The following is a 23667-nucleotide window of genomic DNA, read 5'->3' on the forward strand; positions in this document are numbered from 1 at the left end:
ACTAAAATATAATAAAGTGGTATACTAAAGGTAGAAAATAACGAAATAAACAACGGGGGTTTTAATCATGACAGTAAAGACAACAAAAGAAGTCGTAGATATGTTAAAGGGGTTCATTGCTGATGGAAACCGACTGGCGTTAGCGGTATATGGTCGTGAGGAACGATATGTGATTGTAAAAGAGCTAGTGAACTGGTTAAGTCAAACAAAGCAAGTCGAATTGATTGGGTTCGGAGATAAATACAATGAATTAAAAGAAAACAACAAGGTTAATGTCTACAGTCATTACAGTGACGAGTGGTACGGAATTATCGATGAAATCAATAGTAAACCTGACGTAGTAGAGTATCTAGTTCATGATGGGTACAATGAAGGAGGATTACATGCAACGCTTGATTATCTAGCGGAGGGGTACGTAGGGTTTATTGCCGATGGGCTTTCTATTGGAACAAAGGATATTTTGCTGCCTACAATTGCAGGTAAATACCTAGATAACTACGGAATCGATAAAGTGGGTGCAAACATCGATAAGGCTGTAGAGCAAGTGGTTGCAAAGGCTATAGATAAGGTAGTTGTTATTTACGAGGGAGAAGTGACGGTGTACGATATGAGTAAGCGTGTAGGACTTACATTACTAAAGTAAACGATAAGAGTTGCAGGTGTTCTGTGGCTCTTTTTTGTTATAGTAGGTGTAGGAGTTCAAAAAATACATGGGGGTTAGGAAGATGTCGGAAGTAAAGAAAAACAAAGTGGTTATTGTTGCAGGGGATTTAACGTATAAGGAAGTCTTTGGGGAGTTCGTAACCGAGTTAGGGTTCAATCCAAATTCGGGAGTTGAGTTACCTAAGGAGTCTAATTCTGGTACGGATTCTGATGACGAAGAGTTGCGACAGGCGCTTGATAAACTTGTAGAGGGTAATCATTCTGTTCTGATTGTAGGAAAGGCTCGTAGCGGTCGTACAACGCTGTTAAAACGATTGGTTCGTCAAAAGGCAAAGGCTAACACAGGGGTCGTGGTTATGGACGAGGTGCGTATTGAACATTTAAGTAAGGCTTGTGAAGAGTTAAGAACGAACGGAGTTAAGGAAGGGGAGGACGTAAGTATCATCGCTACTATGGTAGGTTCTAATGTAGATGATTGTTTAGATACGTTCTTTAACTATTGCGATGAGGTGGATTCTGATGGAGCTGTTGCATTAAGTGAGAAGCCTATCGATGTTGTTGTACTGATGGAAGATGGGAAAATCGTAGGGTTATTCGCAACTCGTAAGCATGCAGTAGGAGGGCATAGGTTGGTAGATTTAGACCCTAGTTCAAACAAAAGGGTTTTGTAAACAAAGTACTGATAAGGACTGGGGACTTTTCTCAGTCCTTTTTAGATATAGTAGGTATATAACTGGGAGGGATGAAAATGTCAGAAAAAGAAGGAAAAGTTATAATAGTAGCGGGTGAGATGTTTGCCCATCGTGTATTTGCCGAGTATTTACGAGGGATAGAGGACTACAAAGAGCTAGTACATGATATGGCGAGAGTGGACTTGATAGGTAAGGTAGATGATAGTGCTGATTACGAAGATGAAGAGTTGCGTTTAGCTTTAGACAGGTTTGTATCTTTAGGGAAGTCAGTCCTAATTGTTGGCGGGTACAGAAGTGGTAAAACTACGCTAATGAAGCGGTTAATTCGTCAAAAGGCAGCTACAGAGACAGGGTTGGCGGTTATAGATGGAGTTACACCGGAATATGTCGGTGAGGCAAGTAAAGAGTTACAAGAGAGAGGTCTGACGGTTCGGGAAGATGTAAATATTCTAGCAACTTTGACAGGTAATAATGCAAACTTTGGGCTTGCACAGTTTGTGCAGTACTGGAACAAGTATAATTCACCTGAGTCGCTTACGGAGGTGACAAGCCCAATTGATATAGTTACACTTATGGATAATGGTAAGGTTGTTGGGTTGTTTGAGGTGAGTAAGTATGGGGGAAATGATGCTGTACTGGAGCCTTTGAATGAGACGGAAACAAAGGTGGATATTTATCAAAATACTGTGAGGGATAAGACAGTTGATGTGGTAAAGGATTTGATTGATAACGGGAATCGTGTAATGTTGATAACCGACGATGATATTCCTGCAGAAAAGGCAGCTGTTGTACGTATGCTTACACATGAGTTAAGCAAAACACGAAACGTAACTATGTATGGTACGGCGGCAGCCTACGATAAAGCAATTAAAGATTCGAACATTGTGACTGCTTATGGGCATGGATATGAGATTGCAGATTGGGAGGAATTTCAGACTAGGTTAGCAGATAAGAATAAACCTATTGATTTTCTTCTGTCCGATAGAGGGTGTGAGTATGGGTTCTATGAAACAATCAACCACTTAGCAAAAGGAAACCCGGGATGTATTGTAGATGGGTATGTTAGGGTGGTAGAGAATCACGGAGACCTTTCTTTTTATGCTAGTAGATACATGACAGGTGCTAAAGAGGCAGGAGAGGTTAATTATACGATGACGGATATCTTTGATGACTCCGAACTAAACAATAAGGTGCTTACCAGTAAGATGTACCCAGCAATTGATAAGGTGGTTACAGTTACGAAAAAGGGAGTTATCACTTTATATAGTGTAGATAAAACAGGTGGTTATGCGTTAATAAAAGAATGATTGATAAGGACTGGGGACTTTTCTCAGTCCTTTTTTGATATAGTGAAAGTAAGTAAAGAAGCGGGAAAAGAGAGGGGTAAGGAAGATGTCAGAGATTGTACGAGAAGAGGATAAAAAGAGAATTGTCGTTGTAGTGGGCGGCGGAGTGGCGGTTGCGGATTTACGTAAAGTCGTTGCAGAGGTTTCGGAGAAGATTAAAGATGAAATTCAAATTGTAGAAGATGGGATTCGTGAAGCAGAGGATTGGATGTTCTTTGAAACCGAAGAGGATAAACGAACGGTTGCATGGTTAGAGGATAATGTACGTAGAGGTAAGTCTGTGGTCATTGTAGGCGAAGAACGTAGCGGAAAGGTACATTTACTTAAACGGTTGCTAAGGCAGCGTGAGCGTACGGCTAAGGGCTTCACGCTTGTAGAGGATATAACACCTGACTCTTTGAAGGAAATGAAGACGGAATTAGAAGAGCAACAGTTAATTATAGGTAAAGATGCAGGGTTCTTGGGTACAATTAATTCTCAAAATGTAAACGCAGCGCTGAGTAATATGTGGTGGTCATGTTCTGGAGAACGCCATGACATGTCTTACAGCAATTTGTTGATGGATACGGTTGATATTGCAGTACTGGTAGATAAGGGGTCTATTGTGGGAGTATTTCATGTAAGGATGCTTGGCAGTAACTGGGTAGCAAAAGACATTCCTGGTCTACCGGATGTGGTGGATGTAGTTCCGTACCCAGTGCAAGACCCAGATGCTTTGAGTTTAATAAAGAGTTTTGTACAAGCAAGAAAGAGTGTGGTTATTGTAGGGGAAGGCTCGGCAAAGTTCGGGTTCATGAACAAACTATTTACCTATATCCCTGCAAGTGAGAGGGTAACAATTTGGGATAACGGCGATGTGATTTCGTCACTTAGCGAGGCAGTGTATACACCTAATTTCGATGAATACACAATAAAGGATAGCAGGTTAGAGCTGCGAGATAAAGTGACGGATTCCCGTATGCCTAAGCAACGTACGGTGTTTGGAGAGTTGGATGGACGTACAGCGAGTGCGGCTGTTCTAGCATGGTCGATTGGTTTAGGTAGCTACAAGGGGGTTGCACTGCTTTCGGGGTCTATGTCAGGACAAGAGGCTATTCAACGAATAGAGGAATTGACGGGACATACGGAAGAAGGAAACCAGTCTAATAACCTACTAACGTATGCGGTAGACCTCATTGTGGTTATGGATGGGGATAGGATTGTAGAGGTTTCGGAAGTATTACTTACAAATAAGAAGGATGGGGCGTTAAAGGTAGACCAGTTATATGTGGCACAAGAGTAAAGGGGCTGAGTAAGCCCCTTTTATTTATGGGGATTCGCATCGGTGGGTTAAACCTTGGTATAGTAAAAGAAAACAGTTAGGAAGAAGGGGAACGTATGGAACATAAAGAGGATTTACAGCAAGTACAGGATGCGGTGAAAGAGGGGAAATCGGTTCTAGTTGTAGGGTCTGAAAATAGTGGTAAGACGGAGTTAGTAAGGAGTTTGGTTCGTGCAATTCCAGTAGATAAACAAACCATTTTGGTAGGAAAAGAGAAGGACTGGAAAGAGTATGTAAATGAGGATGTAGTAAGTTTTAGAAGTAGCACTGACGGGGCTGCTTATGGGGAGTCTATGAAAGAGATATTAGACAGACCACGGGGAACTACGCAGTTTGTATTTGATGATATGAACACACGAGGGGTGTATTTCGCAGTCCAGTCATGGGAGTTTAAAGTGCCGGGGATTGGAGTGTTAGAGGTGGAAGACGGGACTATGGAGTCGGCAATAAAGAAGATGGTAGATGCCCATGCGGACGTGCTAGGGTCTGATGTTTATAATCATTATGAAAGCATACAGGGTCAGATGTGTGAGGTAGTTGACCTAATGGTGATTATGGACTCTAATACAAAAGGAATCTATAAAATTGTAAATCCTAAGCAGTTGTAAAATATAAATTACGATAAGAACGCAAAGCTATATTGCGTTCTTTTTTGGTACAGTAAATATATACATACAGATAAATAAATAAATAAGGGGATGACGTTATATGTTTGATATGAGTAATGATAAAATAGCCGAGGCGTTGGCTACGTTCGGTGGGAATGCTGCAGCAATTGAATCTTTAAAAGAAGCGGTAAGGGAAGGTAAAACCATTGTTATTGTTGGGGAGCAACATGTTAACAAAACAAGACTGTTAAAGATACTAACGGGAGCAGTGCCAAAAGAGAAGAAGGTTGCTGTACTAAGTTCTGAAAATGGGGTTATTAGTGAAGATATTTGTAGCCTGTTAGGAAAAGTGGATAAAGAAAAAGTACTTCGTGCAGATGAGCAGGAGTTTAGTAGTGAAGAGCGTGATACAATCCTTGTGTGGGACGAAGTAACAGGTGCAGAGGCGCAGTATAATGTAGATGCTTGGGGAGTTGGTGTACAGGGGTTAGTAACTGTCACAAGTTTTAATGCGGTATCTGCTGTGGAGCTGATTGCTGATTATTATACAGGCGGGTCAGAAGAAACAACAAGTTTAGTGCATAGGGACGCGGTTAAACAAATCTGTAAGGATGTAGACTTGTTTGTTGTTTTAGAGGACGATATGTTGATTAGCGAAATCTCGGAGTTTAATTTAGAAGGTAACGGATTTATAAAAAGAACATTACTAGAGGCACAGCCTAAGTTAACTGAAGATGATAAAGCGTTTAAAATTATAGAGAACGCAGCTAAAAAGGGTGAAACAATTTTATTTGTCGGTCATGAGAGTAAGGAATCCTTGGAGTTATTTAGAGAGGTTGCCTGTATTGTGGCGGAGAATAAGGAAACCTATTGGTACACAAGTAGCGATGAAGAAGGCATGCAGTCGTATGTACGTGAAGTAAGTAACGGTTCACGTACACCTTATACGTCTGGTACTGCTGTAGCGGTCGAAAACTTAAGTGATGTAGGGATTTTATTTGCTATGAATACATGGGGAGATGGTGTACAAGGTCTGGGTGTGTTCCGTTCTCCTGATGGCAGTTTCGGTGCAGATGCCCTACGTACGCTTGCGATTCGTTATGCAAAGCTTAAGGGGTTAGATATTGACGAGGATTATGCTGAGGTACGAAAAGAACTATGCAATGCGATTGATTTAATTGTAACAATGTATAACAAGGATACGGTGGAGTTGATTTCAAGACCTTTAGGGGGTACTGAGGGGGTAGGGATACTGAGAGATGTTATTTATTATCACCCTACTTCAGAGTATGCGGAGCAGGTGAATTGGGAGGCAAATAAAGAAAAGCCAGAACCTATAGGTGATTGTAATTTAGATAAAGGTAAAGTTATGGAACATCTTGAGATGGAGTTTAATGCACTAAACGCTAAGACAGAGGCAAGTAAACTGGAGGGACGACCTCAGTTGGCAGTTATTACAGAGGCGTTAGCAAACGAGTACAAACGGTTAATGGAGCTGCTTGAGGGCGACCAATTTAAAGCAAAATAAGGTAGTTGATAAGGACTGTAGATTGTTTACAGTCCTTTTTTGGTAAAGTAGAAAATAAGGATATACAAATATAAAAGAGAGAAGGAAGATAACATGGAAGCAAACAAGCACCGAGGGTTAGAGGTTATAAATATGCTAGAAGGTTACATTCGTGACGGGAAAACGGTTTTAATTGCGGGGAATATCGGTTCTGGTAAAACAACGTTCCTTAAGGAGTTATCTTGTTTTATCGGTAAAGAAGACAGAGCTGCTGTCATTGGGTATAAACCGGATTTACAGGGTATCGAGCGTGAGAATGTTGTGGTTTGGGATAGAAATGAGTTCGAAGATACCGAGGCGCTTATCGAAACTGTAGGGGAGTATGACCCAACACGTTTAGTATTTGATGAGGTGCGAGGTGGCGATGTAGCGCCTGTATTTAACATTTGGGCTGAAGAAGGAAAAGGGCTAGGGACAATGATTGCTGCTAGTACGGATATGGTAAAGAGTTATTTGGTTCATAACTACATGGATACTACGTTGGATACAGCTCCTGATGCAGTCGAGAAGGTGGTAAATACACTCGATGTGTTGGTTATGATGGATTATCGCAGCCGAATGGTGTCTGAGGTGTTTTTAGTTGATAAGAAGGTAAAACATGAAGTTGTACTAAAGCGTGTATACAATAACTGGGCGTAATAATAAATTTAACAGAAATGGGGTCGATTTGTATGTTTAAAGAATTACAGCCAGAGGCGTTGGCAAGAGTAAATGGATATGTACAAGCAGGGAAAACAGTTATTATCACGGGAGAAACAGGTACGTACAAGACTACGTTATTTAAAGAAGTACTTAAGGGTATTGGAGATAGTAAAAATGTAATCATCATAGCGTTAATACCAGAAGAATTTAAGGAGTATAACAAAGGGAATATGTTAGTTTTAGGTGAGGATGCGTTCGGTTCTCTAAAGGATACAAATAACTTCGCAGCTAAACGTAACCCTGATATTGTATGTCATGATGGCTTGCGCTCTGATGGGGTATTTGATGCACTTCGTCTATGGTTAACAGGAAATTCTGGGTTAGCTACAATAGCGGGACATAGTGCAGAATCTTGTTTAAAAATAATCTCAAAGGTTGCAGCATCTTTACATGATAACTTACTTGAAAAAGGGGTTCAGTATACTGTAGAAGCTGTGGATGTTGTCGTAGAGATGGGCAAAGTCGGAACGGCTACACGTATTGTAGGTATCTACGAGGTCGATAAAGGGGTTAAAGAAGATATCATATTAAAGCAAGTGTACGATAAAGAAAGCTATTTGAACCGACCTGTTGGAGAGAGTCGTGAAGGTGTGTTCGACACTATTATGGAAGCAGCGCTTAAAGGTAATCAAAACCTTATTGTAAGTGGTGAGCCGGGAAGTGGGAAGGTACATCATACGCAACCTAACGCTGTAGGTTCGGGTAAAGGTGTAATGTTAGACATGTTTGTGCAGGGTTTAGAGGATGCTAAAGATTCCCCTTACGGTGAGAACCGAGAACTTACGGAAACTGAGGTTGTGGATGATGGGAAGGGCGGACTAGATTTTAAAACGTCAAAACTCAAATAATCGTTGATTTGATAAGGACTCTGGAGTTGTCAGAGTCCTTATTTGTTATATTAAAAATATACAGATTACTGCGAAAAGAAGACAGAAAAGCTAGGTGTACATGGGTAAAAAGAAAGGCGATGATTTAAAAGGAGGCTAGGTGTTATGGGTATGCCTGTTATGTTACAAGAAGAAAACGTTCATGACTATACTTCGGTAGGTGTATTAAAAAGCATTGTAGAGTCGAATGAGTTTAAGCGTGAGACAAGGCATCGTGACGGGTTACTGGTGAAGGATGTACAAATGGTCTATATTTCGGGTTGGACGGTACTGGGTAGCTATTACAGCCCGCAAATCGGCGGTTATAAAGTAGAACTTGTCATAAACGTATTTAGTGTGGCATTATCTAACCATAAGGTAATTAAAGTAACGATTCCGATACATCCACCTGCGTATTGGAGACAGGAAGAAGTGTCTGATAGAGTGTATGGTTTCCTACGTGAAATGCATAAATGCGGTTGTGATGTACGGGTAGGAGGGTATCATGTCGTGTTTGGTGAAGGAAAAGCAGTAGATGTCATCGACTACTCGGTTAAAGAACATATGGTTAGTAAACTACTTTATGATGAGGAAAAATTCGAGATTATTGAAGATAGAATCTTGTTTAACTCTCGGGTATTAAATGGGTACAAAAAACGTGCGTGGGATGTAGAGAAGGTGAATGGGTACTATGTCTACAGATTCCAGTTACGTTCTGGTAAATACCTCGGAATCACTTGTGGAGGCGCTTGGATTGGTCGTTCGGGTGATGGGGCAGGTAAAATGAAGATGATTTATGATTTAACGAAAATGGGTATGTCTGAAGCAAGGCAGGAAGTGAAGAAGGCATATCAACATAAGTACATTTCAGATATGATGCTGTGGTTTATCGATTTTGCGGATATGCGTAAGAAGATGCCGACGCAACAGCTTGTGTATTTGAGTGACCATATGGAGTAAAGCGCAGAGGGTGACCTTAGCGATTTTTACACAACGAGGAGGGTATAAACATGCAAGCAGTTGAGAGATTAGTAGAAATAACAAAATTAAACGTGGACTGGGATGTTTTACATGTTGTTCATAAAAACTGGGAGTTGTCTTCTGGGGAAATGCCTATCTGCTACACAGGAAAATACAAAACGTCTGATGAATTAGCTACGTTTGATGAGCTAGTAAAGTATGACGAAGGTTTTAGAGGGAGTGCGGTTAAAAGTTACGTGATGTTAAAGGATGGATTGTATACGTACGAGCGTGACGGTGACGGCGGTAACTGGGTTAAATGGATACTTGTAGATAGGATATAAGCTGCAGGCGGGGCAATCCGCCTTTTCTCGGTCAGATTAACGACTAAAATATAATAATGCAGTATAGTCAGGTAAAGTCAAACAAGAAAGAAGAGGGTATGGTTATGGAAATGAGTAAAAAGAGGAAATCAAATGTGATTGGGGTTGCGGTGTCGACAGCATTGTTATTGGTTATAGGTGTAGTATCTGTACTTTTTTATAATGCAATAATTGAAGAGGACAAAAAAGATGAAGTAAAGGTCGGTCAGGCTAGGGAAAATGTTAAGGTAGCGGAGGAACTGGTTGCAAAAGAGTTTGATAAAGATAAAAAATACTTCAGATTAGCAACAACGGAGCCAGTTGGGACGTACTTATATGATAATACGGACTATCCTTGGGTTGATGGGGATTTAAAAGCTGTGGTAAAATTTGATGATTCTGAGTATATAGTGCGGTTTAAAACAAAGGAAGTAAAGTCAGAGTATAAAGATGTGGAGCTACATGAGCCGGTTGAGGTAAGTAAAGTGTTGAAGAAGTAGAGGAGTGTATGCATGAGTATAGAGCAACTGTGTACGTATCTGACGGCTTGTTTCGTCATTACGTCGGGTGTGACATTGGTTATGTGGTTTGTAGTGTTTGTGTTGCGAACCAAGTTTGGAAGTAAGAAAGAACTAACGAATACAGATTACGATAGAATGATTAAATATCTGAACAAACATAAGGTTAAAGAGTGCGGAGTAAACTTTACGGATGACGAGTTGCAGCTACATAATAAAGATATAGGGGTAACGAGAAAAGTAGCTAGAAAATCCTTATTTGGTACGTACACAGAAGAATATACAAAGGTGAAGGGGCTTATTAAGTAAGTCCTTTTTTTGTATGTAAATAAAGTAAATATTGACTAAAATATAATAAATAGGTATAGTAATCGTAAGTAACGTATAAGAGACACGAAAGGGTTGACCTAGATGGTGTTGTGGGGAATTGAGGAAGTAAACGGGTGGCACTTTTCACAAAAATGGAATTACTATCAGAAAACAAGGGGAAGAGCAGTTGCTTACATACAGAGGTACATTGGGTTTTACTGTCTGCAGGTATATGAGAGAGGGGCATTGGGTGTTTGTGATATTGAATACCGTACAGAGAACTTCCAAGAAGCCGTAGACAAAGCATTAGAGTTCTTAGAAACGTATCAGGACAAGGATAAGACTGATATGGCTAAAGACTATTGGAGTCCGTATAACAAAGCGGGTTACTGGCAAACTGAGTATAAAAGGAGCTGATGGTTGTGACTAAAAAAGGGAATATTAAATATTGGTTAGATACATTTGGGTACACATGGATAGGAGACAAACATCCCACACACCCTATTAAACAAACGTATCCTTATTCTCAATTCACGGAAGAACAAGCCAAGGTAGAGGTTAAGAGTTTGGAAGAGGATGGCTATATCGAAAAACTAGATAAATAAAATTAGACTAGTATAAAGCAGGGAGCGTAAAGGCTCTCTTTTTCTTTGCACACTATTGACTAAAATATAATAAACTGGTATACTAAAGGCAGATAAAAGAAAGGATGTAGTGGGTATGAGAAATTATTTACTAACCTATGTACAGAACGGTCATGCAAAATACGAATGGTTTGAAACAGTAGATGAGATGCAGGATTTCATTGATGTGACACCTATTGACCGTATATTCGAGTCCTTGAAAATTGAAGGCTCTACGGAAGTGGAAGTTAAATTTATCAAGAAAGATAATAAGGACTGAATAGTGTGTAAGTCACTACGAAAAGCGAAACAAGGGGGAATAATCTATGAGTAAGAAGCCATTGTTTTTCATCTACCAAAACGGGTTTAGACAGATTTCGTTACCACCTAAACAAGAAGGGTATAGAAATTTTGAAACTATCAATATAACTTCATGTACGGACGGCTGCTTAGTGACTGTAGATGGAGATATGGAAGAAGCAGCAGATAAGTTAAATGAGTTTATAAATCACCCTGTTGTTAATATCTACTGCGATACAAACAGCATTAGTGAGGGTGATGTATTTTTAGGGGCTAAGGTGCAAAAAAGTAACTATAACGGGGAACTTATCTATTTAAACTACTAAGGAAGTATCTTAGTAGTTTACTTTACAATTTTAATTTAGTAGAAAAGGAGCGATTGTTATGAATCTTAAAAATCCTAACAACTATGCAAATATCAAACAAAAAATGAAAAATAAAGAGCAAAGACAGAAAGGGAAAGAATACATTTTCAAGAGTAAGAAAACAAAAAAGAAAAAATAGGGGTGTAGCAAATGTGGGATGTGGTTTTTATTGATAGGAACAATATAGAGCATACAGGGATTGTTTACGATGAAACTAAAGCAGGTGCAACACTTAAATGTTTTGAGTTGTTTAATTGTGCCATTATAAAATCACTCATCAAAGTGGGTTAATATTGGTGTGAAATGAGGGATAAAAGGTGAATACTGAGGTACAAATTTTAGTAGAAAAGACAAAGGTAGTTTTCCCGAAGGCTTATGTAAATAGCAGCAACGAATTAATATTCGACCCTAGAAATAATCTGTATTTCAGATTAGAGGATGTAGAAAACCGTTTGGATTTCATCTGCAAGATGTTCGCGTGGTTATCGAGACCGATTAGTAAAAGCTTAAGCGAATATAAATCTAGAGAAGTTCTAAAAAGATTCAATCATATGTTAGGGACAAGCTTCACAAAGGCTGAAATGTTAGTGATTTACAACTACTTAGGGAACGATGCAAATAGAAAGTTATGTGTGAGGTTTATTGAGTCTAATTACGATTTGTCGTTGATGGGAGAAAGGTAAATAAACAAGTGAAATAAGGGAAGGGGTTTGTAGATGAGTTGTATTAACATACTCAGGGAAGATATACTAACAATCCACAGAATAGAAGATACAGATGTCCGGGAAATCGGGGATGTAATTGAGTACCTTGGGGATACATTCCTTGTGTACTCTATTACAGATGTGTCAGTTAGAGCTGTGAAGGTTGTTGATAAAAGAACTAAGAAATAACGTGGGAATCAAACAAAGTAGGTTTATTAGTTAGAGTATAAGGAGGTGAGTCTTATGTCATTAGAGGTTAGTGGTGTTGATTGTGTTATGGGAAGTGAACGCATTTTAAAGCTTGTCGTGGATGCTTCAAAACAAGATATGTCAATCTATCATGACAGGGAATTCACCTACGCCAGTAACGATACAACCGGAGAGACAATTGTTATTGAAAAAGGAACATTAACTATAAAATTTGTAGATTCGGGTGAGACTGTTGATAAATAGGATAGTTGAAGATGGTGCAAAGTGTCCAACCTGTAAGTTAAATCATCTAACAGTGTATATGGATGATATTGGGGAACGGTTATCTGAGTGTTCCCACTGTGGGCATTACGTTGCAGATGTGGTGCAGAGATTGGGCAATAAATTAAATGTATATGTGGGACATGCAAACAGTTTTAATTACGCAGATGAGTTGTATAAGCCAGTAAAGGGCAGCAGTATGTATGTGGAGCATAATGTGGTGTTGCCGCATGAGGAATCGGGTAAACCATTTGACTCTAGGGAGTTTTTAAAGACCTGTGATATATTTATTGCTGAGGTTTCATATGCAGCAACTGGTCTAGGTATAGAGTTGTGTTGGGCAGATATGTTTGGAGTTCCTATTGTATGTGTGTATAAAAAAGGCAGTAAAGTGTCAGGCTCTATAGGAGTACTCACAGAAAGCTTTGTTGAATATGACTCTGAAGAGGATATGGTACGTAAGATAGAAAATGTTATAGCGGGGTATAAATAGCTCTGTCAGTTAAGGGTGCTTTAGCATCCTTTTTTTTCTGCGACACTATTGACTAAAATATAATAAAATGGTATATTAGAACCAGATAAGAAAACAACTATTTTAATAAAAACACTAAAGGGGATGGACGGGCATGGGTTTGAATGAGATTAAAAAGACAAATTACACTGAGATGCGGTTAGCACTTTTAAGAATTATGGAAAAGTATAATGATGAAAACGGTGAGCTGCATGCAGATATCAATAAAGTAATTGGGATGATTGAAGTTGAAGAGAAAAACACAGAAAAAATAAAAGATAGTCTAAACAAGATACTAGGAAAACTGTAAGGGGTGTAACTACGCTCCTTTTTTTGCATATTGCAGTTGTGTAGTGAATTAAGTAGATAAGTTTAGTAAAAGGTGGGATTACGATGTGGGTAAATGACTTACAGCCAGTTGGTGGAAAAGAAATAGAATTCACTTCATTTTGTATTTTTGAGGGAGAAAGAATCCTACATTTTACATTCACAGATGAAGATGTACTTTATATTACAAGCGATTCTGATATACGATTCTATGCAGGAGGTACATCGTTAGTAAATGACTTACCACCGTTTGCGGGGAAAATGATAGAGGTTGCTTCATTTTGTATACAGGACGATGTGAGGACTATAAGTATCACGTTCACAGATGGTTTAGTTTATACCATTACAAGCGATTCTGATATGAGATTTTATGATAATGAAGAGGAATTTATAGGGGAAGATAAGTAGAGGAAGGTAGGAGGTGTCTATGGTAAACTCAAAAGAGCATCTAATGAGAATGGTGAAAACCTGCAAGGATAAGGTTAAAGAAATGAAAGAGGTGTGTAAGAAATTCGATACCGACTACAATAGACGGTTACTTACATACTGGGAAACGAGGATGGTTGGTTACCAAAACGAACTTGACCGAATCGAGGAACGGGAACATGAAAGAGAAATGGGATATTTAGATACGTAAAATTGAGGATAAGTGGCGGTAGAGAGTGTGGTAGCGCTCTCTTTTTCGCATACTATTGACTAAAATATAATAAAGTGGTATACTTAAGATAGAAAGTTAAGCAAAGGAAATTAGAAAATAACCTTAGGAGGGGTAACGATGAATACAATGCCTGAAATGCTTTCAAATATCTTAGGTTTGCTTGGTGTCGCATTCTTATCACTGGTGGTTGTTGTAATATATGCGTTTTTAAGAGTTAAGTAGTGTTTAGTCGTGTACAAATATTGACTAAAATATAATAAAGTGGTATAAAATTTAATAATATAAAACTAATAAATAGGGGTGCTACTATGAAAGGCTTTACGGTAATCTGCAATTCTTGTGGGAACACTGTAAATTTAGATAAAGAGGTTAATAAACGACATAACCTAAAAGAAGGGTTGTCGGTCATGATTCATTCCAATGTAGAGTGTTTGTTTCGATGTTGGGAGTGCGAAGAATCAGCGCTACTAAACGATAAGGAGCAAGAAGAAAAGTCGGAGGGGTGTAAATAATGAAGCAGCCTAAAATTAAAATATTTGGAGAAGAACATAAGGTCGTGGGTATCTCTTTTGATGCAAAGACCGGATTAATAGATAAAATCACGTACCAAGTCAAACTACACCAAAACAGGTCAGTGTTCAGAAGCGATACGGTCATTTCTGAAACGTTAACAAAAGACGTACCTATCACAGAGCCTACGGTCGTACCGTTTCAAGACTACATATATGCTCCGGACTTGGAGTCGTTGCTCGTAGAGTAAAGGTAGACTGAGATATTTGAGTAATTGACTGATAGTAGGTAGGCGCACGGAGATATATAAAATAAGGGGGTGCATACAGATGCTTAGTTTATTGATTGGGTTAGGTTGTTTATTAGAAGACAGTAAGCTAGTAAAGATTTTAGGTGCGTTTCTTATTTTATTTAGTGCTGCAGGTATCTGGTTAGAGATGAAGTAAGGGATGGGAGGGTGTATTCCCTCCTTGTATTGTGTTTTCGGATTTGTGACTGTACAAAACAAGTAGATGAGGTGCTGATTATGAGAACGGAAGAAAAGATAAATGAAGAATTGGAAAGTTGTAAAGCGAAAAGAGACTTTTGGAAAATTAGGTTTTCTAATTTAGTAGCGGAAGAGTTTGATGGTCAGCGTAGGGACTATGAGGACAACTACCGAATTTGGGCTGAAAGAGTTAAGACATTAGAGTATGTTCTTGGCTTACGTGACGTTCTATAAAATAGCAATAGGAGGGTATTTATGCGACGTAATTGGGTAGTTAAGTTGGTTATAGTTCTTATACCTTTAGTGATTATTGGCGAGGTTATTAACTATACCCATGTGACGACAGTAAAGGGTCAGGTGGTCGATAAGTATACGAAATGGGATAAGGAGCAAGAGAAAGATGGCTTCTTCATTGTTGTAAAGAAGGATAATGGTGTGGAACAGGTGGTTCAGAATAGCGATAGTGTACTTATGTTTAAGTTCGATTCGGCAGATGTGCAGGCTACGGTACATAAAGGGAAAGACTACGAATTTAAACTGAGAGGATATAGGGTTCCAGTATTGTCATTGTTCCCTAATGTAGCTACAGTAAAGGGGTTATGAAAAGTAAAGTAAGTAAACGAAACAGGAGTGGCAGTTACCTCCTGTTTTTTCTTCATATTATTGACTAAAATATAATAAAATGGTATATTTAAACCAGTTAGAACAACCATAACATTTAGGAGGAACACATTATGATTACAACTGAAAAAATAGAAGGTATTAAAACATCGGAGATTGTTTTAGATATATTTAAAGTTAAACGAATTGGTGATGGTGTGTTTACGATTGTTGGGTTCAATTACGGGGAAGAAGAAACGAAGATGGCGAAAGGGACTGCTTTGGAAGTTGCTGAATTTATAAACAGCTACTTTGGGTTAAGAAAGTAATAAACGGGGGCGATTAGCTCCTTTATTTATCAAAAACTATTGACTAAAATATAATAATTTGGTATACTAAATACAACTTAAATCGGAGGTCGATGAGTATGAACGGTTTTCTTTGGCAAGATGCACACGATGGTGAAAGGTGTAAGTATTGTGGTAGTAGACACAATGTAAGGGTACTTGTATATCGTGGAAGAAAGGCGCAGTCGGGTGTATGCACCAAGTGTGGGGACGCCGAGGTGACGGCTGATAGCTTATATAAAAATAAAGTAAACAAGAAGCAGTATGTATAAGGAACTGCTTCTTTCTGCTATATGAAAATATGGAGGGTTCAATTATGAAACAACGGTGGAGAAAAACAAAGATAAAAATGAAGCCTTGGATTTGCGATGGTTGTGGGTCTTTTACAAAAGTAGAAAAGGATTACGAACCGAAGATGTGCTGTAATGGGTATGAGTGTGGCTGTTTTGGGATGCCTATAGAGCCTGTCTTCTGTGATTCGTGCGAAGAGAAGTTCTTTGGGAGTCCAAAGGGTTAAGGGGTTGTATAAATAAAACCAGGGACGGTAGCGGGCGCTAATCGTCTTTTTTGTTGATAATAAAGCGAAACAACAAGCGGTTAAAGTCGTGTATACTGAGGGTAACAAATAAGGCAGGGATGTGGAACAATGAGTCAATCAAACAATGAAGATAACAATAGAAATCAAGATGGATTAAGCAAATTTTTTGGGACGGATAGTAATGTAGAATTTCATGATAGAGCGGCAGTAGAGGCTTTGTTTTCTGATATCATCCCGCTTGATGCGGGTACGGGTAACGAAGAGGAAGCAGTTGAAAACACGGGAGATTCGGATGAAATTTTCGATTTTGGGGACGTTGAGATAGATGAAGATATGGAGAGTGTGAATGAGGATTTTGATGTACCTGCATCTACGTTTACAAGACCTCCGCAGCAAACGTCATGCAACCCATTGTTAGCACAACAAAATCGAGGTCATGTAGCGGTAGTGGACTGCAAAGTACAGGTAAATGAAGATGGAACGCATGATATCGTATGGAAAGCCGATAACATTGCATTAAACGTGACAGGTGTTGTGGTTCTCGATTTATTTAGAGGGTACGTAATGACAAGGCTTAATCGTGAGCTAGAGGAATCTGGTGTGGTTGCGACGGAAGATATGAGTCAAATTGCTACAGAAACGTTACTGGGGATTCAAGATGAGTTATTACATATCTACGGGCAGGTTAAAGGTTCGGCGGAAAATAAGTACCGAGTAAATCTTTACGATGCCGAGGGTGGTTTACCTTATGTGGGGGCTAGAAAGCCGAAAGATGATGGATATGAGTTTATTAATGTAGGTGGGGCGTTACGTGATGTGGGGCTGATTACACTCGTATTGATGGCTAAATACATTGAAGAAACGTATACAGGGAAAGGAATGACTGCTCCCGATACGTTTGCGCTATTTAGTTCGAATGGGAATCATAGAAATAGCGTGTTAGCAATGGATAGAAACGCTTATATACGAGCAAGTAAGTGGCAGAGCGTATTATCACGTTTACGAAGATTTTAAAGTAGAGGCTCCCGTGAGGGGGTCTTTATTTGTGTAGGAGGAACGTATATGGGGCTGTTTAATAAAGATGAGAAAAGCCAAGCAAAAGGACAAAAAAGACCGAGTCCTGCAAGAAAAAAGAAGCAGGAGCCTAGAAAAAAGAGGGTAAATAGGGACGCTGAGAAGGCAGTTAAGAGGGCAAACTCTTTGCTGTGGTTGGCAATCGTAGCAATTTCTATTCTGGTTATTGGTTCGTTGAACGATTTAATCTTTGGGCAGAAGGTCGGGGATGCGGCTAAAAACGGTGTGAAGCAGGAAATAAAAACAACAGGCTCTGAGGTGTCTGAGGCTTACATGTTAATTGATAGACTTACAAGTGGTCTAAATGTTAAAGAACCTGCAGGGACTGTCGGTAACGGTGTTGTAATGGGTTACCGTGCTGAGTTTGGTAAGAAGGATAGAGAGGGTGACTTGGTTAAGGTGTTAGTACTTGTCGATAAGGCAGGGTGGTTAGACCTTGAGGAGGATGAACAGAAGCAATTGGCACAGAACGCCGGAAGTGGGGCTAATGACATTGCGGATTATGTAGGATTACAAAAGACGGGTGCTTCTTATATTAGCCTTACTATATTGGATAATAAAAGCGGTGAGCAGTTAGCGAAAAGCCAAGTAGGTAAGCTGAAAAAACAATGAACATGATAGACAGAGTGACTTGATAACATTATGTGATTATCAAGTCACTTTTTCATTTATACTAGGTATAGATTTAATTTGTAAGTTTGAGGTGATGATTGTGCGTGAGAAATGTGAACGATGTGGCGGTAGTGGTAGGTTGTTTCTTAAAACAGGGTCAAAGATGGAAAAGGTAAAGTGTCCTGTTTGTAAAGGGAAGAAAACAATCGCTACAGAGGATGACATTATCGTTGAGGATAGAAAAAGTTTAGAAAAACTATTTGAAGAATATATACCGAATGAGTATTTTCGTTTCGATAATTATAATCGTAAGAAGTTAGAAAAGGGTATGGTTATACCTCCAAGTTTACGGGATGTAACGGTGGAGACGTACTTTGAATTTATAGATATCATGCTAGCAACCTTACTTATGGGTGGGATTCCTAGAAAGTCTTATATGGTGTCTGCACCGGATATGATGGGTAAGAAATGGTTTGCGTATACGGCAATTAAAAACCTGTTACGTGCGGGGTTAAAGCCTACAAAGTTGTTAGACAGTAAAGACTTATATGAGCTGCTTGAGAAAAGACAGTTTGGGGAACTAAAGAAAGAGTTAACGGGAGATGTGGCGTTTTTAACGCTAGGAGGTTCCCCATCTAGAGCGGATATTGTGGTGCTAAAAGAAGCGGTAGATATCTGTGAACGTATGGGAACGCCTATGTTTGTTATCTCGAGAACAGACGGAGCATACCTAGCTCGTTACGATGCATTCTTAGCAGATGCTATAGGGGTTAAAGCTACGAAAGAGGGAGACCTCGGTCGGTTAGAGCAACAAGGAATATATGGAGCAACGGCGATGAACATTAGAAATCATTTAGCACAAACGAGAGGGTAGGGGGACTAAGGTATGTCATTTGTAATAACAGAGGCGGAGATTTTTAAATACATGCTGCCGAGGGAAGATGAAGATATCCCGTATAAAAAGAATACGAGTATATTACTTTCTCGCATTCCCGTAAATATCTTTAAAAACGAATATTGGGTAATGTACACTATTTTGGAGAAAGCCAATCAGATGAAAGTGCGGTTGGGGTATGACCAGTTCCACCAAATCGTACTGAGCAATTTATCGGTTATTGTAAACAGCCCTAGTGTAAGTTTATTCAAAGAAGATGGGTTAACGGATAGAGAACTACAGGAAAAATTACTGGATTACTTGCTTGCAGAGTATGATGCATTAGTTGAGCAGCCGATTATGGAAGATGAGTTGGAAGGTAACATGAATCTGTATATCGATGCGTGGGCAGAGGAAGCCATGCGTGATGTAGCAGCTAAGCAAATGCAAATTATTAATGAAGGATTAAAGATTGGGAAAACCTTCTATAAAGGGGCAATCGATGCACAGGTGTATGCACGTAAAGCATTCGATAGAATCCGTGGGTTAGTAGACGGAGATGAGTCCTTACTGAGTGAGTCTATTGATACGTCTAAGGACTCTGTAGCGGATATTCAAAGGAAGATGCAGGAGCAGGAGTTAAACTCAGTGCCTGTTGCAAACTCTGGAATTGATGCAATTGATTCGGAGGCAAGAGCCTACTATAAAGGGGAAATTATTACGATACAGGCGGGTACAGGGGTAGGTAAAACTCGTTTTGCTGTTAACATCTCGTATAACGGGATGGCTATGGGAAGTAACGTGTTGTATCTATCGTTTGAGCAGAAGTCTACTCGTATATATCCAATGTTCTTAGCTAGACATATCCTAGAGACTGGGGGAGATTACCCAGACCTTTCGGATAAAGATTTAATTCGTGGTACATATAGTTTCGAAAGAGAGCCAATTAAGGTCGAAGCAGAAACAGATATGACAGAGAGCGAAAACTTAGGAAGACTACGTATCGAAGGGCGTTCATTACGTGCTTCTGAGTTACGGGATTATATGAGTCGAGTATGGGATGAAGGTTTCCATTTCGACATTCTGGTTATTGACTACTTTGGACTATTAGATACGTCTGACAGCAATAACAGATATAACGAATTAACAAATGCAGTAAATATGATAAAATCTGAGGTTAAGAGCTTTAAGGGTGTTGGATTCCTTGCTATTATACCGAATGCATTGAAGCCGGAGGCTGAGGCGGAGTTAGCTAAAGGTGGAGATGGAGTACAAATTTCTAAAATTGGTGGTACAGAATCACAATATATCAACCGTGCATCTGACCATGTATATACACTTTATCAAGATACAGATATGAAGAATGACTTTGAAATGAGAATTTTCCAAAGTAAGATGCGTTTAGGGGATGCAGACCCGAGCGTAATGGCAGAGGTGTCTTTAGGTAAATGTTACTTCTGCGATAAAGAGGTCGATGAGACAGACGATGATGACTACTAGGACTTGGGTCTATTAAGTTGAATGGGGTGTTAGGATTGGGGAATGTCGGGAAATGTATTCAAGTGGCAATTGCGACACAAGAGTTAATTATCAGTGGGTGGGTATTTGTCACTTACACACGAAACGGAGAAGAGTGTGTAAAGGAAGCTCATAATATAATTGATGGGACTTTTGTTGAGTTTAATACGGATGATGAGTTTGTCTCGTGGTTGTTAGATAAAGCAGCTGCTTTACGTGAGCTAAATAAGAGTCAGGATGCAAATAACGGAGGTAAGTAGAGGTGAGGAACTATGGGAAATCTCCCATTATTTATGGCTCTAGGTGTAGCAGCTATGGGGTTAGTTTCGATAATAGGAGTATGGGGTGTATCGGCATCAGGTGGTCTAGATAGTGATAAGATTAAGGCATCCATTATCGGGACGGTAGTGTTATTGGCGATTACTGTACCGGGAAGTCTTTATTCGTACTACAGTTTAGACAATGCAGATAAAGACTTAAAGGTGAAGGTAGCAGCCAAAATGGATGAGCTAAAGCAGGAAGAAAATAAAATGTATGTATTGTTAGAACGTGAGCTACATGTAGGTAAAGATAAAATGATTGTAGAAGATGCAGATGGTTATAAAAAAGTCACATCAAGTTCCGGTATCTATAAAGTTAAGTTTAAGTATGATGGCGAAGGTAAAATACAAGAGATTGAAAATGCCGATAAGATTATGGATTAAGTAAAATACTTCCTTGTGATGAAATACGTAAGCTCGGTAATAGTGAGGTGATAGTGTGGGTGTTTTAGGTATAGATTTTAACAGTGATTCTTGGTTTGCGGTCGAGGGTATCTTGTGGATGGGAGCATCGGCAATTGTGGTGATTTGGCTTAGTATCGGATTATCTACTTTTGGCTTTGATTCTGACGGTCGTAAAGCTGCAGTACAGGGAACATGTATGTGTCTATTAATTACTTTTGTTTGCGGTACGGTTGTATACACTGCAAACGAGTTAAGAGGTAAAGGTGTAAAAGAAGCTTCTGAGACTAAGGTGGAAGAGGTAAAGAAGAGTAATCAAGAGGATAAAAATAAGCTATATCTTCTGCTTGAAAGGGAGCTAAAAGAAGACCGAGATAGAATGATTATAGAGGATGTTGATGATTTTAAAAAAGTAACAACAAAATCTGGAATCTATAAGGTGAAGCTCAAGAATGATGTGGGTGGTAGTTTGGAAGGTATCGATAGTGTAGTTAAAATTGCAGATTAGATGAAGATGGTCATGCAAGTATGGGGTGTACTTGCTAGGTTAATTGGTTTGGGTAAATATAGGACAAGGAGTGTAGGGTTACATGGATTACATACCGTTTGAAGATAGTAAGAATGATAACTTTGGTTTTTATCTATTGGATGATGCGGTGGAGGTGCAAGCAGACGATACATTTTATTTACTGTCCAGTGGGGTGCAGGATATTATAGAGGCGAAGAACAAGCGAGAGCTTGGGAGTAAGTTGCCTTTTAAGGAGAGTCATTCTTCTGGGGGTTGGTTTATGTTATCTGATAGTGGGGTACAGATTAAACAGTCATTAACATATGGGTTCACTAATGCATGGCTTCCGCATTCTTGGTTAAAGCAAATCATTTACGAAATGAATAGAAAGATGCGAGCAGAAGGAAGATGATAAGCAGGGTGCGGAGCCTTGCTTATTTATTTTGTACAATAGAATTAAGGCGGTGATTGTGTGGAAATTATTGAAGAGCAGCTGCAGAAAGCCAGGGAAGAGTTAAAAGAAAAAATACCTATGTCAAAGTACTTGATGGATAACAAACTGGGGTATGATTTAGGTGAAAAAGGGAAAATAAGGTGTATGGTGCATGATGATTCGTCACCTTCGTTCTTCTATGATGATGAATTGGGTACAGGAAACTGCTTCGGTTGCGGTGTAAAAGGTACGGTACTTGAAATTCATTATGCTAGGATAAAGCAGGAAGATGAAAGGTATACGCAGGTACGTGCTATACGGGATTTAGCTAAAAAATATGGGGTTAAAATCCCTAACTTATATAAAAGAGACATGAGCCGATATGGGAAGAATCATATAAACCCTTCTAAACGTCAGAGAGGTTCTGGTATGACGGAGGATATGTATAGGGTAAAGGTTAATGATTTAACAAAACAAATAAACGCTGTTGAGGATGTAGATATCCGAATGAAGCTGTTTAAGGTTATAGATAGTATGTGGTTAGGAAATACAACGGCGAAGGATGCACATGGGGAGCTGCTTAGGGAGCTGAGTGTCATTCGAGCAGAGGAGCGCCGTAAGTTGTTGGAGGGAAGGAATCGTGAAAGATAGACGGAAGTATTACGACTTAGTACACAAGCGTAAGAAAAATCAAACGGCAGAGACTGGGGTAAAGCCAGACCTCAATAAAATTACGTACCCTTGCTATCTGTTTTTAGACCAATCAACACGTACAGGGTATGCATTGTTTGATGGGGATTCGAGGTTGATTCTGTCTGGGGTTGTTGAGAAGGATGCAAAGGAATCAGTAAGGACGTACGGATTTGCTCTAGCGGATATGGTTAGGGAGCTAGCTCAGACGTATCAAGTAAGTACAGTGTTTCACGAGGAAGTATATGATAAAGCAAATATGATAACAACAGAAACACTAATGTACATTAAACATAAAATACAGGATATTTCGTATACGGATAAAGAGATTGAGGTATTAGGTCTTGACCATATGCGTTGGAAATCGGAGTTAGCGAAGCCTGAGAAGTTCGTGAAAACAAAAGACCATAAGGTGCAAGTACAGAAGTTTGTAGGAATGGTATTCCCGTTAGTGACTATGTTTACAGACGATGAATCGGATGCAATCGGTATGGGTATTGCGGTTCTCATGAAGCAGAGAAAACGGGGTAATTTCTTCGATGTAACAAGATATAATAAAAACTTAGCAATCTGGGATTATATTGTAGAGGGCGAGGTAACACCAGAAAACATTCATGAGGTTATTGATGGGATGCGTAAACCTGTAAGAGATGCGTTCGAGATAGGTGGGGCGTTCGAGATTCCTTTAGATTCAAGGAAGCGTGTAGATGATACGTTCAGAAAGTTTCTATCTCACAGGGACTCTGTTGTGTACACACATATTCCTAAGAAGTATAAGTACTGGGGCGTTATGTTACTCGATAATGGAATCAAACCAAGTAAGTTAGTGCGAGAAGATGAATCGTTTACGGTAATTAGCTGCCGTAAAAAGAGACTATAGA

41 protein-coding genes are annotated in these 23667 nt (G+C 39.3%); all 41 read left to right on the forward strand.

The features are described from left to right. Positions 1–67: 67 nt before the first annotated feature. The 41 genes from ACTFR8_RS22880 to ACTFR8_RS23080 all read left to right on the forward strand — a co-directional run bounded on the left by ACTFR8_RS22880 (position 68) and on the right by ACTFR8_RS23080 (position 23666). Positions 68–643 (forward strand): hypothetical protein, encoded by a 576-nt coding sequence (locus tag ACTFR8_RS22880; RefSeq protein ID WP_440028097.1) that lies wholly within the window; start codon positions 68–70, stop codon positions 641–643. 82 nt (positions 644–725) lie between these two features. Beyond that, positions 726–1334 (forward strand): hypothetical protein, encoded by a 609-nt coding sequence (locus tag ACTFR8_RS22885; RefSeq protein WP_440028100.1) that lies wholly within the window; start codon positions 726–728, stop codon positions 1332–1334. Positions 1335–1411: 77 nt separating this feature from the next. Beyond that, the gene (locus ACTFR8_RS22890; RefSeq protein WP_440028103.1) at positions 1412–2662 is read left to right on the forward strand and encodes an ATP-binding protein; all 1251 of its coding nucleotides are present in this window, start codon (positions 1412–1414) and stop codon (positions 2660–2662) included. An 85-nt stretch (positions 2663–2747) separates the two neighbouring features. Further along, a complete protein-coding gene (locus ACTFR8_RS22895; protein ID WP_440028106.1) occupies positions 2748–3983 on the forward strand; it encodes a hypothetical protein in 1236 nt (411 codons plus the stop codon). 95 nt (positions 3984–4078) lie between these two features. After that, on the forward strand, positions 4079–4630 hold the full coding sequence (locus tag ACTFR8_RS22900) for a CpaF/VirB11 family protein (RefSeq protein WP_221660354.1): 552 nt from the start codon (positions 4079–4081) through the stop codon (positions 4628–4630). A 100-nt stretch (positions 4631–4730) separates the two neighbouring features. Then, complete coding sequence (locus ACTFR8_RS22905; RefSeq protein WP_440028109.1) at positions 4731–6158, forward strand: hypothetical protein; 1428 nt, start codon at positions 4731–4733, stop codon at positions 6156–6158. A gap of 93 nt (positions 6159–6251) precedes the next feature. After that, positions 6252–6836, forward strand: coding sequence for a hypothetical protein (locus ACTFR8_RS22910; RefSeq protein ID WP_440028112.1), 585 nt, complete (start codon positions 6252–6254; stop codon positions 6834–6836). A gap of 32 nt (positions 6837–6868) precedes the next feature. Continuing rightward, complete coding sequence (locus ACTFR8_RS22915; RefSeq protein ID WP_221660358.1) at positions 6869–7747, forward strand: ATPase, T2SS/T4P/T4SS family; 879 nt, start codon at positions 6869–6871, stop codon at positions 7745–7747. 144 nt (positions 7748–7891) lie between these two features. Then, positions 7892–8725, forward strand: coding sequence for a hypothetical protein (locus ACTFR8_RS22920; RefSeq protein WP_440028115.1), 834 nt, complete (start codon positions 7892–7894; stop codon positions 8723–8725). Between the two features lie 50 nt (positions 8726–8775). Continuing rightward, positions 8776–9069 carry a hypothetical protein gene (locus ACTFR8_RS22925; protein WP_221660360.1) on the forward strand — a complete coding sequence of 98 codons (294 nt, stop codon included), beginning with the start codon at positions 8776–8778 and terminating at the stop codon, positions 9067–9069. A 104-nt stretch (positions 9070–9173) separates the two neighbouring features. Next, positions 9174–9587 carry a hypothetical protein gene (locus tag ACTFR8_RS22930; RefSeq protein ID WP_440028118.1) on the forward strand — a complete coding sequence of 138 codons (414 nt, stop codon included), beginning with the start codon at positions 9174–9176 and terminating at the stop codon, positions 9585–9587. A 12-nt stretch (positions 9588–9599) separates the two neighbouring features. Further along, positions 9600–9914: a hypothetical protein gene (locus ACTFR8_RS22935; protein ID WP_440028120.1), complete on the forward strand. Its 315-nt coding sequence runs from the start codon at positions 9600–9602 to the stop codon at positions 9912–9914. Between the two features lie 102 nt (positions 9915–10016). Next, entirely contained in the window at positions 10017–10331 is a 315-nt protein-coding gene (locus ACTFR8_RS22940; protein WP_440028122.1) for a hypothetical protein, read from the forward strand. A 5-nt stretch (positions 10332–10336) separates the two neighbouring features. Continuing rightward, positions 10337–10519: a hypothetical protein gene (locus ACTFR8_RS22945; RefSeq protein WP_221660364.1), complete on the forward strand. Its 183-nt coding sequence runs from the start codon at positions 10337–10339 to the stop codon at positions 10517–10519. A 115-nt stretch (positions 10520–10634) separates the two neighbouring features. Next, positions 10635–10817: a hypothetical protein gene (locus ACTFR8_RS22950; protein WP_440028125.1), complete on the forward strand. Its 183-nt coding sequence runs from the start codon at positions 10635–10637 to the stop codon at positions 10815–10817. Positions 10818–10863: 46 nt separating this feature from the next. Next, positions 10864–11163 (forward strand): hypothetical protein, encoded by a 300-nt coding sequence (locus ACTFR8_RS22955; RefSeq protein ID WP_221660366.1) that lies wholly within the window; start codon positions 10864–10866, stop codon positions 11161–11163. A gap of 189 nt (positions 11164–11352) precedes the next feature. Beyond that, positions 11353–11493, forward strand: coding sequence for a hypothetical protein (locus ACTFR8_RS22960; RefSeq protein WP_221660367.1), 141 nt, complete (start codon positions 11353–11355; stop codon positions 11491–11493). A gap of 26 nt (positions 11494–11519) precedes the next feature. Then, a complete protein-coding gene (locus tag ACTFR8_RS22965; RefSeq protein WP_221660368.1) occupies positions 11520–11885 on the forward strand; it encodes a hypothetical protein in 366 nt (121 codons plus the stop codon). Positions 11886–11918: 33 nt separating this feature from the next. Beyond that, on the forward strand, positions 11919–12095 hold the full coding sequence (locus ACTFR8_RS22970; protein ID WP_221660369.1) for a hypothetical protein: 177 nt from the start codon (positions 11919–11921) through the stop codon (positions 12093–12095). Between the two features lie 54 nt (positions 12096–12149). Then, positions 12150–12359, forward strand: coding sequence for a hypothetical protein (locus ACTFR8_RS22975; protein WP_221660370.1), 210 nt, complete (start codon positions 12150–12152; stop codon positions 12357–12359). Then, positions 12349–12870 carry a hypothetical protein gene (locus tag ACTFR8_RS22980; RefSeq protein ID WP_440028129.1) on the forward strand — a complete coding sequence of 174 codons (522 nt, stop codon included), beginning with the start codon at positions 12349–12351 and terminating at the stop codon, positions 12868–12870. Before ACTFR8_RS22975 ends, ACTFR8_RS22980 begins: the two co-directional genes overlap by 11 nt. Before the next feature lie 133 nt (positions 12871–13003). Further along, positions 13004–13198 (forward strand): hypothetical protein, encoded by a 195-nt coding sequence (locus ACTFR8_RS22985; RefSeq protein ID WP_221660372.1) that lies wholly within the window; start codon positions 13004–13006, stop codon positions 13196–13198. 83 nt (positions 13199–13281) lie between these two features. Then, the gene (locus ACTFR8_RS22990) at positions 13282–13623 is read left to right on the forward strand and encodes a hypothetical protein (RefSeq protein ID WP_221660373.1); all 342 of its coding nucleotides are present in this window, start codon (positions 13282–13284) and stop codon (positions 13621–13623) included. A gap of 13 nt (positions 13624–13636) precedes the next feature. Continuing rightward, entirely contained in the window at positions 13637–13852 is a 216-nt protein-coding gene (locus ACTFR8_RS22995; RefSeq protein ID WP_440028132.1) for a hypothetical protein, read from the forward strand. Positions 13853–14181: 329 nt separating this feature from the next. Then, positions 14182–14385: a hypothetical protein gene (locus ACTFR8_RS23000; RefSeq protein WP_221660375.1), complete on the forward strand. Its 204-nt coding sequence runs from the start codon at positions 14182–14184 to the stop codon at positions 14383–14385. Between the two features lie 44 nt (positions 14386–14429). Next, on the forward strand, positions 14430–14633 hold the full coding sequence (locus ACTFR8_RS23005) for a hypothetical protein (RefSeq protein ID WP_440028135.1): 204 nt from the start codon (positions 14430–14432) through the stop codon (positions 14631–14633). A 276-nt stretch (positions 14634–14909) separates the two neighbouring features. Further along, positions 14910–15104 carry a hypothetical protein gene (locus ACTFR8_RS23010; protein ID WP_440028138.1) on the forward strand — a complete coding sequence of 65 codons (195 nt, stop codon included), beginning with the start codon at positions 14910–14912 and terminating at the stop codon, positions 15102–15104. A gap of 21 nt (positions 15105–15125) precedes the next feature. Then, entirely contained in the window at positions 15126–15473 is a 348-nt protein-coding gene (locus ACTFR8_RS23015; RefSeq protein ID WP_440028141.1) for a hypothetical protein, read from the forward strand. 131 nt (positions 15474–15604) lie between these two features. Next, a complete protein-coding gene (locus ACTFR8_RS23020) occupies positions 15605–15799 on the forward strand; it encodes a hypothetical protein (protein ID WP_221660379.1) in 195 nt (64 codons plus the stop codon). 98 nt (positions 15800–15897) lie between these two features. Next, complete coding sequence (locus ACTFR8_RS23025) at positions 15898–16089, forward strand: hypothetical protein (protein WP_440028145.1); 192 nt, start codon at positions 15898–15900, stop codon at positions 16087–16089. 44 nt (positions 16090–16133) lie between these two features. Next, the gene (locus tag ACTFR8_RS23030; RefSeq protein ID WP_221660381.1) at positions 16134–16334 is read left to right on the forward strand and encodes a hypothetical protein; all 201 of its coding nucleotides are present in this window, start codon (positions 16134–16136) and stop codon (positions 16332–16334) included. Between the two features lie 129 nt (positions 16335–16463). Further along, positions 16464–17369: a hypothetical protein gene (locus ACTFR8_RS23035; RefSeq protein ID WP_440028148.1), complete on the forward strand. Its 906-nt coding sequence runs from the start codon at positions 16464–16466 to the stop codon at positions 17367–17369. A 48-nt stretch (positions 17370–17417) separates the two neighbouring features. Continuing rightward, on the forward strand, positions 17418–18041 hold the full coding sequence (locus ACTFR8_RS23040; protein WP_440028151.1) for a hypothetical protein: 624 nt from the start codon (positions 17418–17420) through the stop codon (positions 18039–18041). A 100-nt stretch (positions 18042–18141) separates the two neighbouring features. Then, the gene (locus tag ACTFR8_RS23045; protein ID WP_440028154.1) at positions 18142–18915 is read left to right on the forward strand and encodes a hypothetical protein; all 774 of its coding nucleotides are present in this window, start codon (positions 18142–18144) and stop codon (positions 18913–18915) included. Between the two features lie 12 nt (positions 18916–18927). Further along, a complete protein-coding gene (locus ACTFR8_RS23050) occupies positions 18928–20415 on the forward strand; it encodes a DnaB-like helicase C-terminal domain-containing protein (protein WP_221660385.1) in 1488 nt (495 codons plus the stop codon). 35 nt (positions 20416–20450) lie between these two features. Next, positions 20451–20693 carry a hypothetical protein gene (locus ACTFR8_RS23055; protein ID WP_221660386.1) on the forward strand — a complete coding sequence of 81 codons (243 nt, stop codon included), beginning with the start codon at positions 20451–20453 and terminating at the stop codon, positions 20691–20693. Between the two features lie 12 nt (positions 20694–20705). Continuing rightward, positions 20706–21137, forward strand: coding sequence for a hypothetical protein (locus ACTFR8_RS23060; RefSeq protein WP_221660387.1), 432 nt, complete (start codon positions 20706–20708; stop codon positions 21135–21137). 118 nt (positions 21138–21255) lie between these two features. Next, positions 21256–21663, forward strand: coding sequence for a hypothetical protein (locus tag ACTFR8_RS23065; RefSeq protein ID WP_440028158.1), 408 nt, complete (start codon positions 21256–21258; stop codon positions 21661–21663). An 82-nt stretch (positions 21664–21745) separates the two neighbouring features. Beyond that, positions 21746–22075, forward strand: a complete 330-nt coding sequence (locus ACTFR8_RS23070) for a hypothetical protein (protein WP_221660388.1) — start codon at positions 21746–21748, stop codon at positions 22073–22075. 60 nt (positions 22076–22135) lie between these two features. Further along, the gene (locus tag ACTFR8_RS23075) at positions 22136–22747 is read left to right on the forward strand and encodes a CHC2 zinc finger domain-containing protein (protein WP_440028161.1); all 612 of its coding nucleotides are present in this window, start codon (positions 22136–22138) and stop codon (positions 22745–22747) included. Beyond that, positions 22737–23666 (forward strand): hypothetical protein, encoded by a 930-nt coding sequence (locus ACTFR8_RS23080; RefSeq protein WP_440028164.1) that lies wholly within the window; start codon positions 22737–22739, stop codon positions 23664–23666. Before ACTFR8_RS23075 ends, ACTFR8_RS23080 begins: the two co-directional genes overlap by 11 nt. Position 23667: the final 1 nt, after the last annotated feature.

It is taken from the genome of Bacillus cereus group sp. MYBK15-3, from assembly GCF_051916765.1.
GTDB classification, from domain to species: Bacteria; Bacillota; Bacilli; order Bacillales; family Bacillaceae_G; genus Bacillus_A; species Bacillus_A cereus.

What these genes read in the sequence shown, in the direction of transcription:
- ACTFR8_RS23040 (WP_440028151.1), top strand. Translation starts at nt 17,418, where the DNA reads ATGGGGCTGTTTAATAAAGATGAGAAAAGCCAAGCAAAAGGACAAAAA.
- ACTFR8_RS23025 (WP_440028145.1), top strand. Translation starts at nt 15,898, where the DNA reads ATGAACGGTTTTCTTTGGCAAGATGCACACGATGGTGAAAGGTGTAAG.
- ACTFR8_RS22975 (WP_221660370.1), top strand. Translation starts at nt 12,150, where the DNA reads ATGTCATTAGAGGTTAGTGGTGTTGATTGTGTTATGGGAAGTGAACGC.
- ACTFR8_RS22990 (WP_221660373.1), top strand. Translation starts at nt 13,282, where the DNA reads ATGTGGGTAAATGACTTACAGCCAGTTGGTGGAAAAGAAATAGAATTC.
- ACTFR8_RS22930 (WP_440028118.1), top strand. Translation starts at nt 9,174, where the DNA reads ATGGAAATGAGTAAAAAGAGGAAATCAAATGTGATTGGGGTTGCGGTG.
- ACTFR8_RS22935 (WP_440028120.1), top strand. Translation starts at nt 9,600, where the DNA reads ATGAGTATAGAGCAACTGTGTACGTATCTGACGGCTTGTTTCGTCATT.
- ACTFR8_RS22960 (WP_221660367.1), top strand. Translation starts at nt 11,353, where the DNA reads ATGTGGGATGTGGTTTTTATTGATAGGAACAATATAGAGCATACAGGG.
- ACTFR8_RS22950 (WP_440028125.1), top strand. Translation starts at nt 10,635, where the DNA reads ATGAGAAATTATTTACTAACCTATGTACAGAACGGTCATGCAAAATAC.
- ACTFR8_RS22900 (WP_221660354.1), top strand. Translation starts at nt 4,079, where the DNA reads ATGGAACATAAAGAGGATTTACAGCAAGTACAGGATGCGGTGAAAGAG.
- ACTFR8_RS22940 (WP_440028122.1), top strand. Translation starts at nt 10,017, where the DNA reads ATGGTGTTGTGGGGAATTGAGGAAGTAAACGGGTGGCACTTTTCACAA.
- ACTFR8_RS22985 (WP_221660372.1), top strand. Translation starts at nt 13,004, where the DNA reads ATGGGTTTGAATGAGATTAAAAAGACAAATTACACTGAGATGCGGTTA.
- ACTFR8_RS23015 (WP_440028141.1), top strand. Translation starts at nt 15,126, where the DNA reads ATGCGACGTAATTGGGTAGTTAAGTTGGTTATAGTTCTTATACCTTTA.
- ACTFR8_RS22905 (WP_440028109.1), top strand. Translation starts at nt 4,731, where the DNA reads ATGTTTGATATGAGTAATGATAAAATAGCCGAGGCGTTGGCTACGTTC.
- ACTFR8_RS23050 (WP_221660385.1), top strand. Translation starts at nt 18,928, where the DNA reads ATGTCATTTGTAATAACAGAGGCGGAGATTTTTAAATACATGCTGCCG.
- ACTFR8_RS22970 (WP_221660369.1), top strand. Translation starts at nt 11,919, where the DNA reads ATGAGTTGTATTAACATACTCAGGGAAGATATACTAACAATCCACAGA.
- ACTFR8_RS22915 (WP_221660358.1), top strand. Translation starts at nt 6,869, where the DNA reads ATGTTTAAAGAATTACAGCCAGAGGCGTTGGCAAGAGTAAATGGATAT.
- ACTFR8_RS23010 (WP_440028138.1), top strand. Translation starts at nt 14,910, where the DNA reads ATGAGAACGGAAGAAAAGATAAATGAAGAATTGGAAAGTTGTAAAGCG.
- ACTFR8_RS22890 (WP_440028103.1), top strand. Translation starts at nt 1,412, where the DNA reads ATGTCAGAAAAAGAAGGAAAAGTTATAATAGTAGCGGGTGAGATGTTT.
- ACTFR8_RS22885 (WP_440028100.1), top strand. Translation starts at nt 726, where the DNA reads ATGTCGGAAGTAAAGAAAAACAAAGTGGTTATTGTTGCAGGGGATTTA.
- ACTFR8_RS23065 (WP_440028158.1), top strand. Translation starts at nt 21,256, where the DNA reads ATGGGAGCATCGGCAATTGTGGTGATTTGGCTTAGTATCGGATTATCT.
- ACTFR8_RS22910 (WP_440028112.1), top strand. Translation starts at nt 6,252, where the DNA reads ATGGAAGCAAACAAGCACCGAGGGTTAGAGGTTATAAATATGCTAGAA.
- ACTFR8_RS23030 (WP_221660381.1), top strand. Translation starts at nt 16,134, where the DNA reads ATGAAACAACGGTGGAGAAAAACAAAGATAAAAATGAAGCCTTGGATT.
- ACTFR8_RS22895 (WP_440028106.1), top strand. Translation starts at nt 2,748, where the DNA reads ATGTCAGAGATTGTACGAGAAGAGGATAAAAAGAGAATTGTCGTTGTA.
- ACTFR8_RS23035 (WP_440028148.1), top strand. Translation starts at nt 16,464, where the DNA reads ATGAGTCAATCAAACAATGAAGATAACAATAGAAATCAAGATGGATTA.
- ACTFR8_RS22880 (WP_440028097.1), top strand. Translation starts at nt 68, where the DNA reads ATGACAGTAAAGACAACAAAAGAAGTCGTAGATATGTTAAAGGGGTTC.
- ACTFR8_RS23060 (WP_221660387.1), top strand. Translation starts at nt 20,706, where the DNA reads ATGGGAAATCTCCCATTATTTATGGCTCTAGGTGTAGCAGCTATGGGG.
- ACTFR8_RS23000 (WP_221660375.1), top strand. Translation starts at nt 14,182, where the DNA reads ATGAAAGGCTTTACGGTAATCTGCAATTCTTGTGGGAACACTGTAAAT.
- ACTFR8_RS23020 (WP_221660379.1), top strand. Translation starts at nt 15,605, where the DNA reads ATGATTACAACTGAAAAAATAGAAGGTATTAAAACATCGGAGATTGTT.
- ACTFR8_RS22920 (WP_440028115.1), top strand. Translation starts at nt 7,892, where the DNA reads ATGGGTATGCCTGTTATGTTACAAGAAGAAAACGTTCATGACTATACT.
- ACTFR8_RS22955 (WP_221660366.1), top strand. Translation starts at nt 10,864, where the DNA reads ATGAGTAAGAAGCCATTGTTTTTCATCTACCAAAACGGGTTTAGACAG.
- ACTFR8_RS23070 (WP_221660388.1), top strand. Translation starts at nt 21,746, where the DNA reads ATGGATTACATACCGTTTGAAGATAGTAAGAATGATAACTTTGGTTTT.
- ACTFR8_RS22925 (WP_221660360.1), top strand. Translation starts at nt 8,776, where the DNA reads ATGCAAGCAGTTGAGAGATTAGTAGAAATAACAAAATTAAACGTGGAC.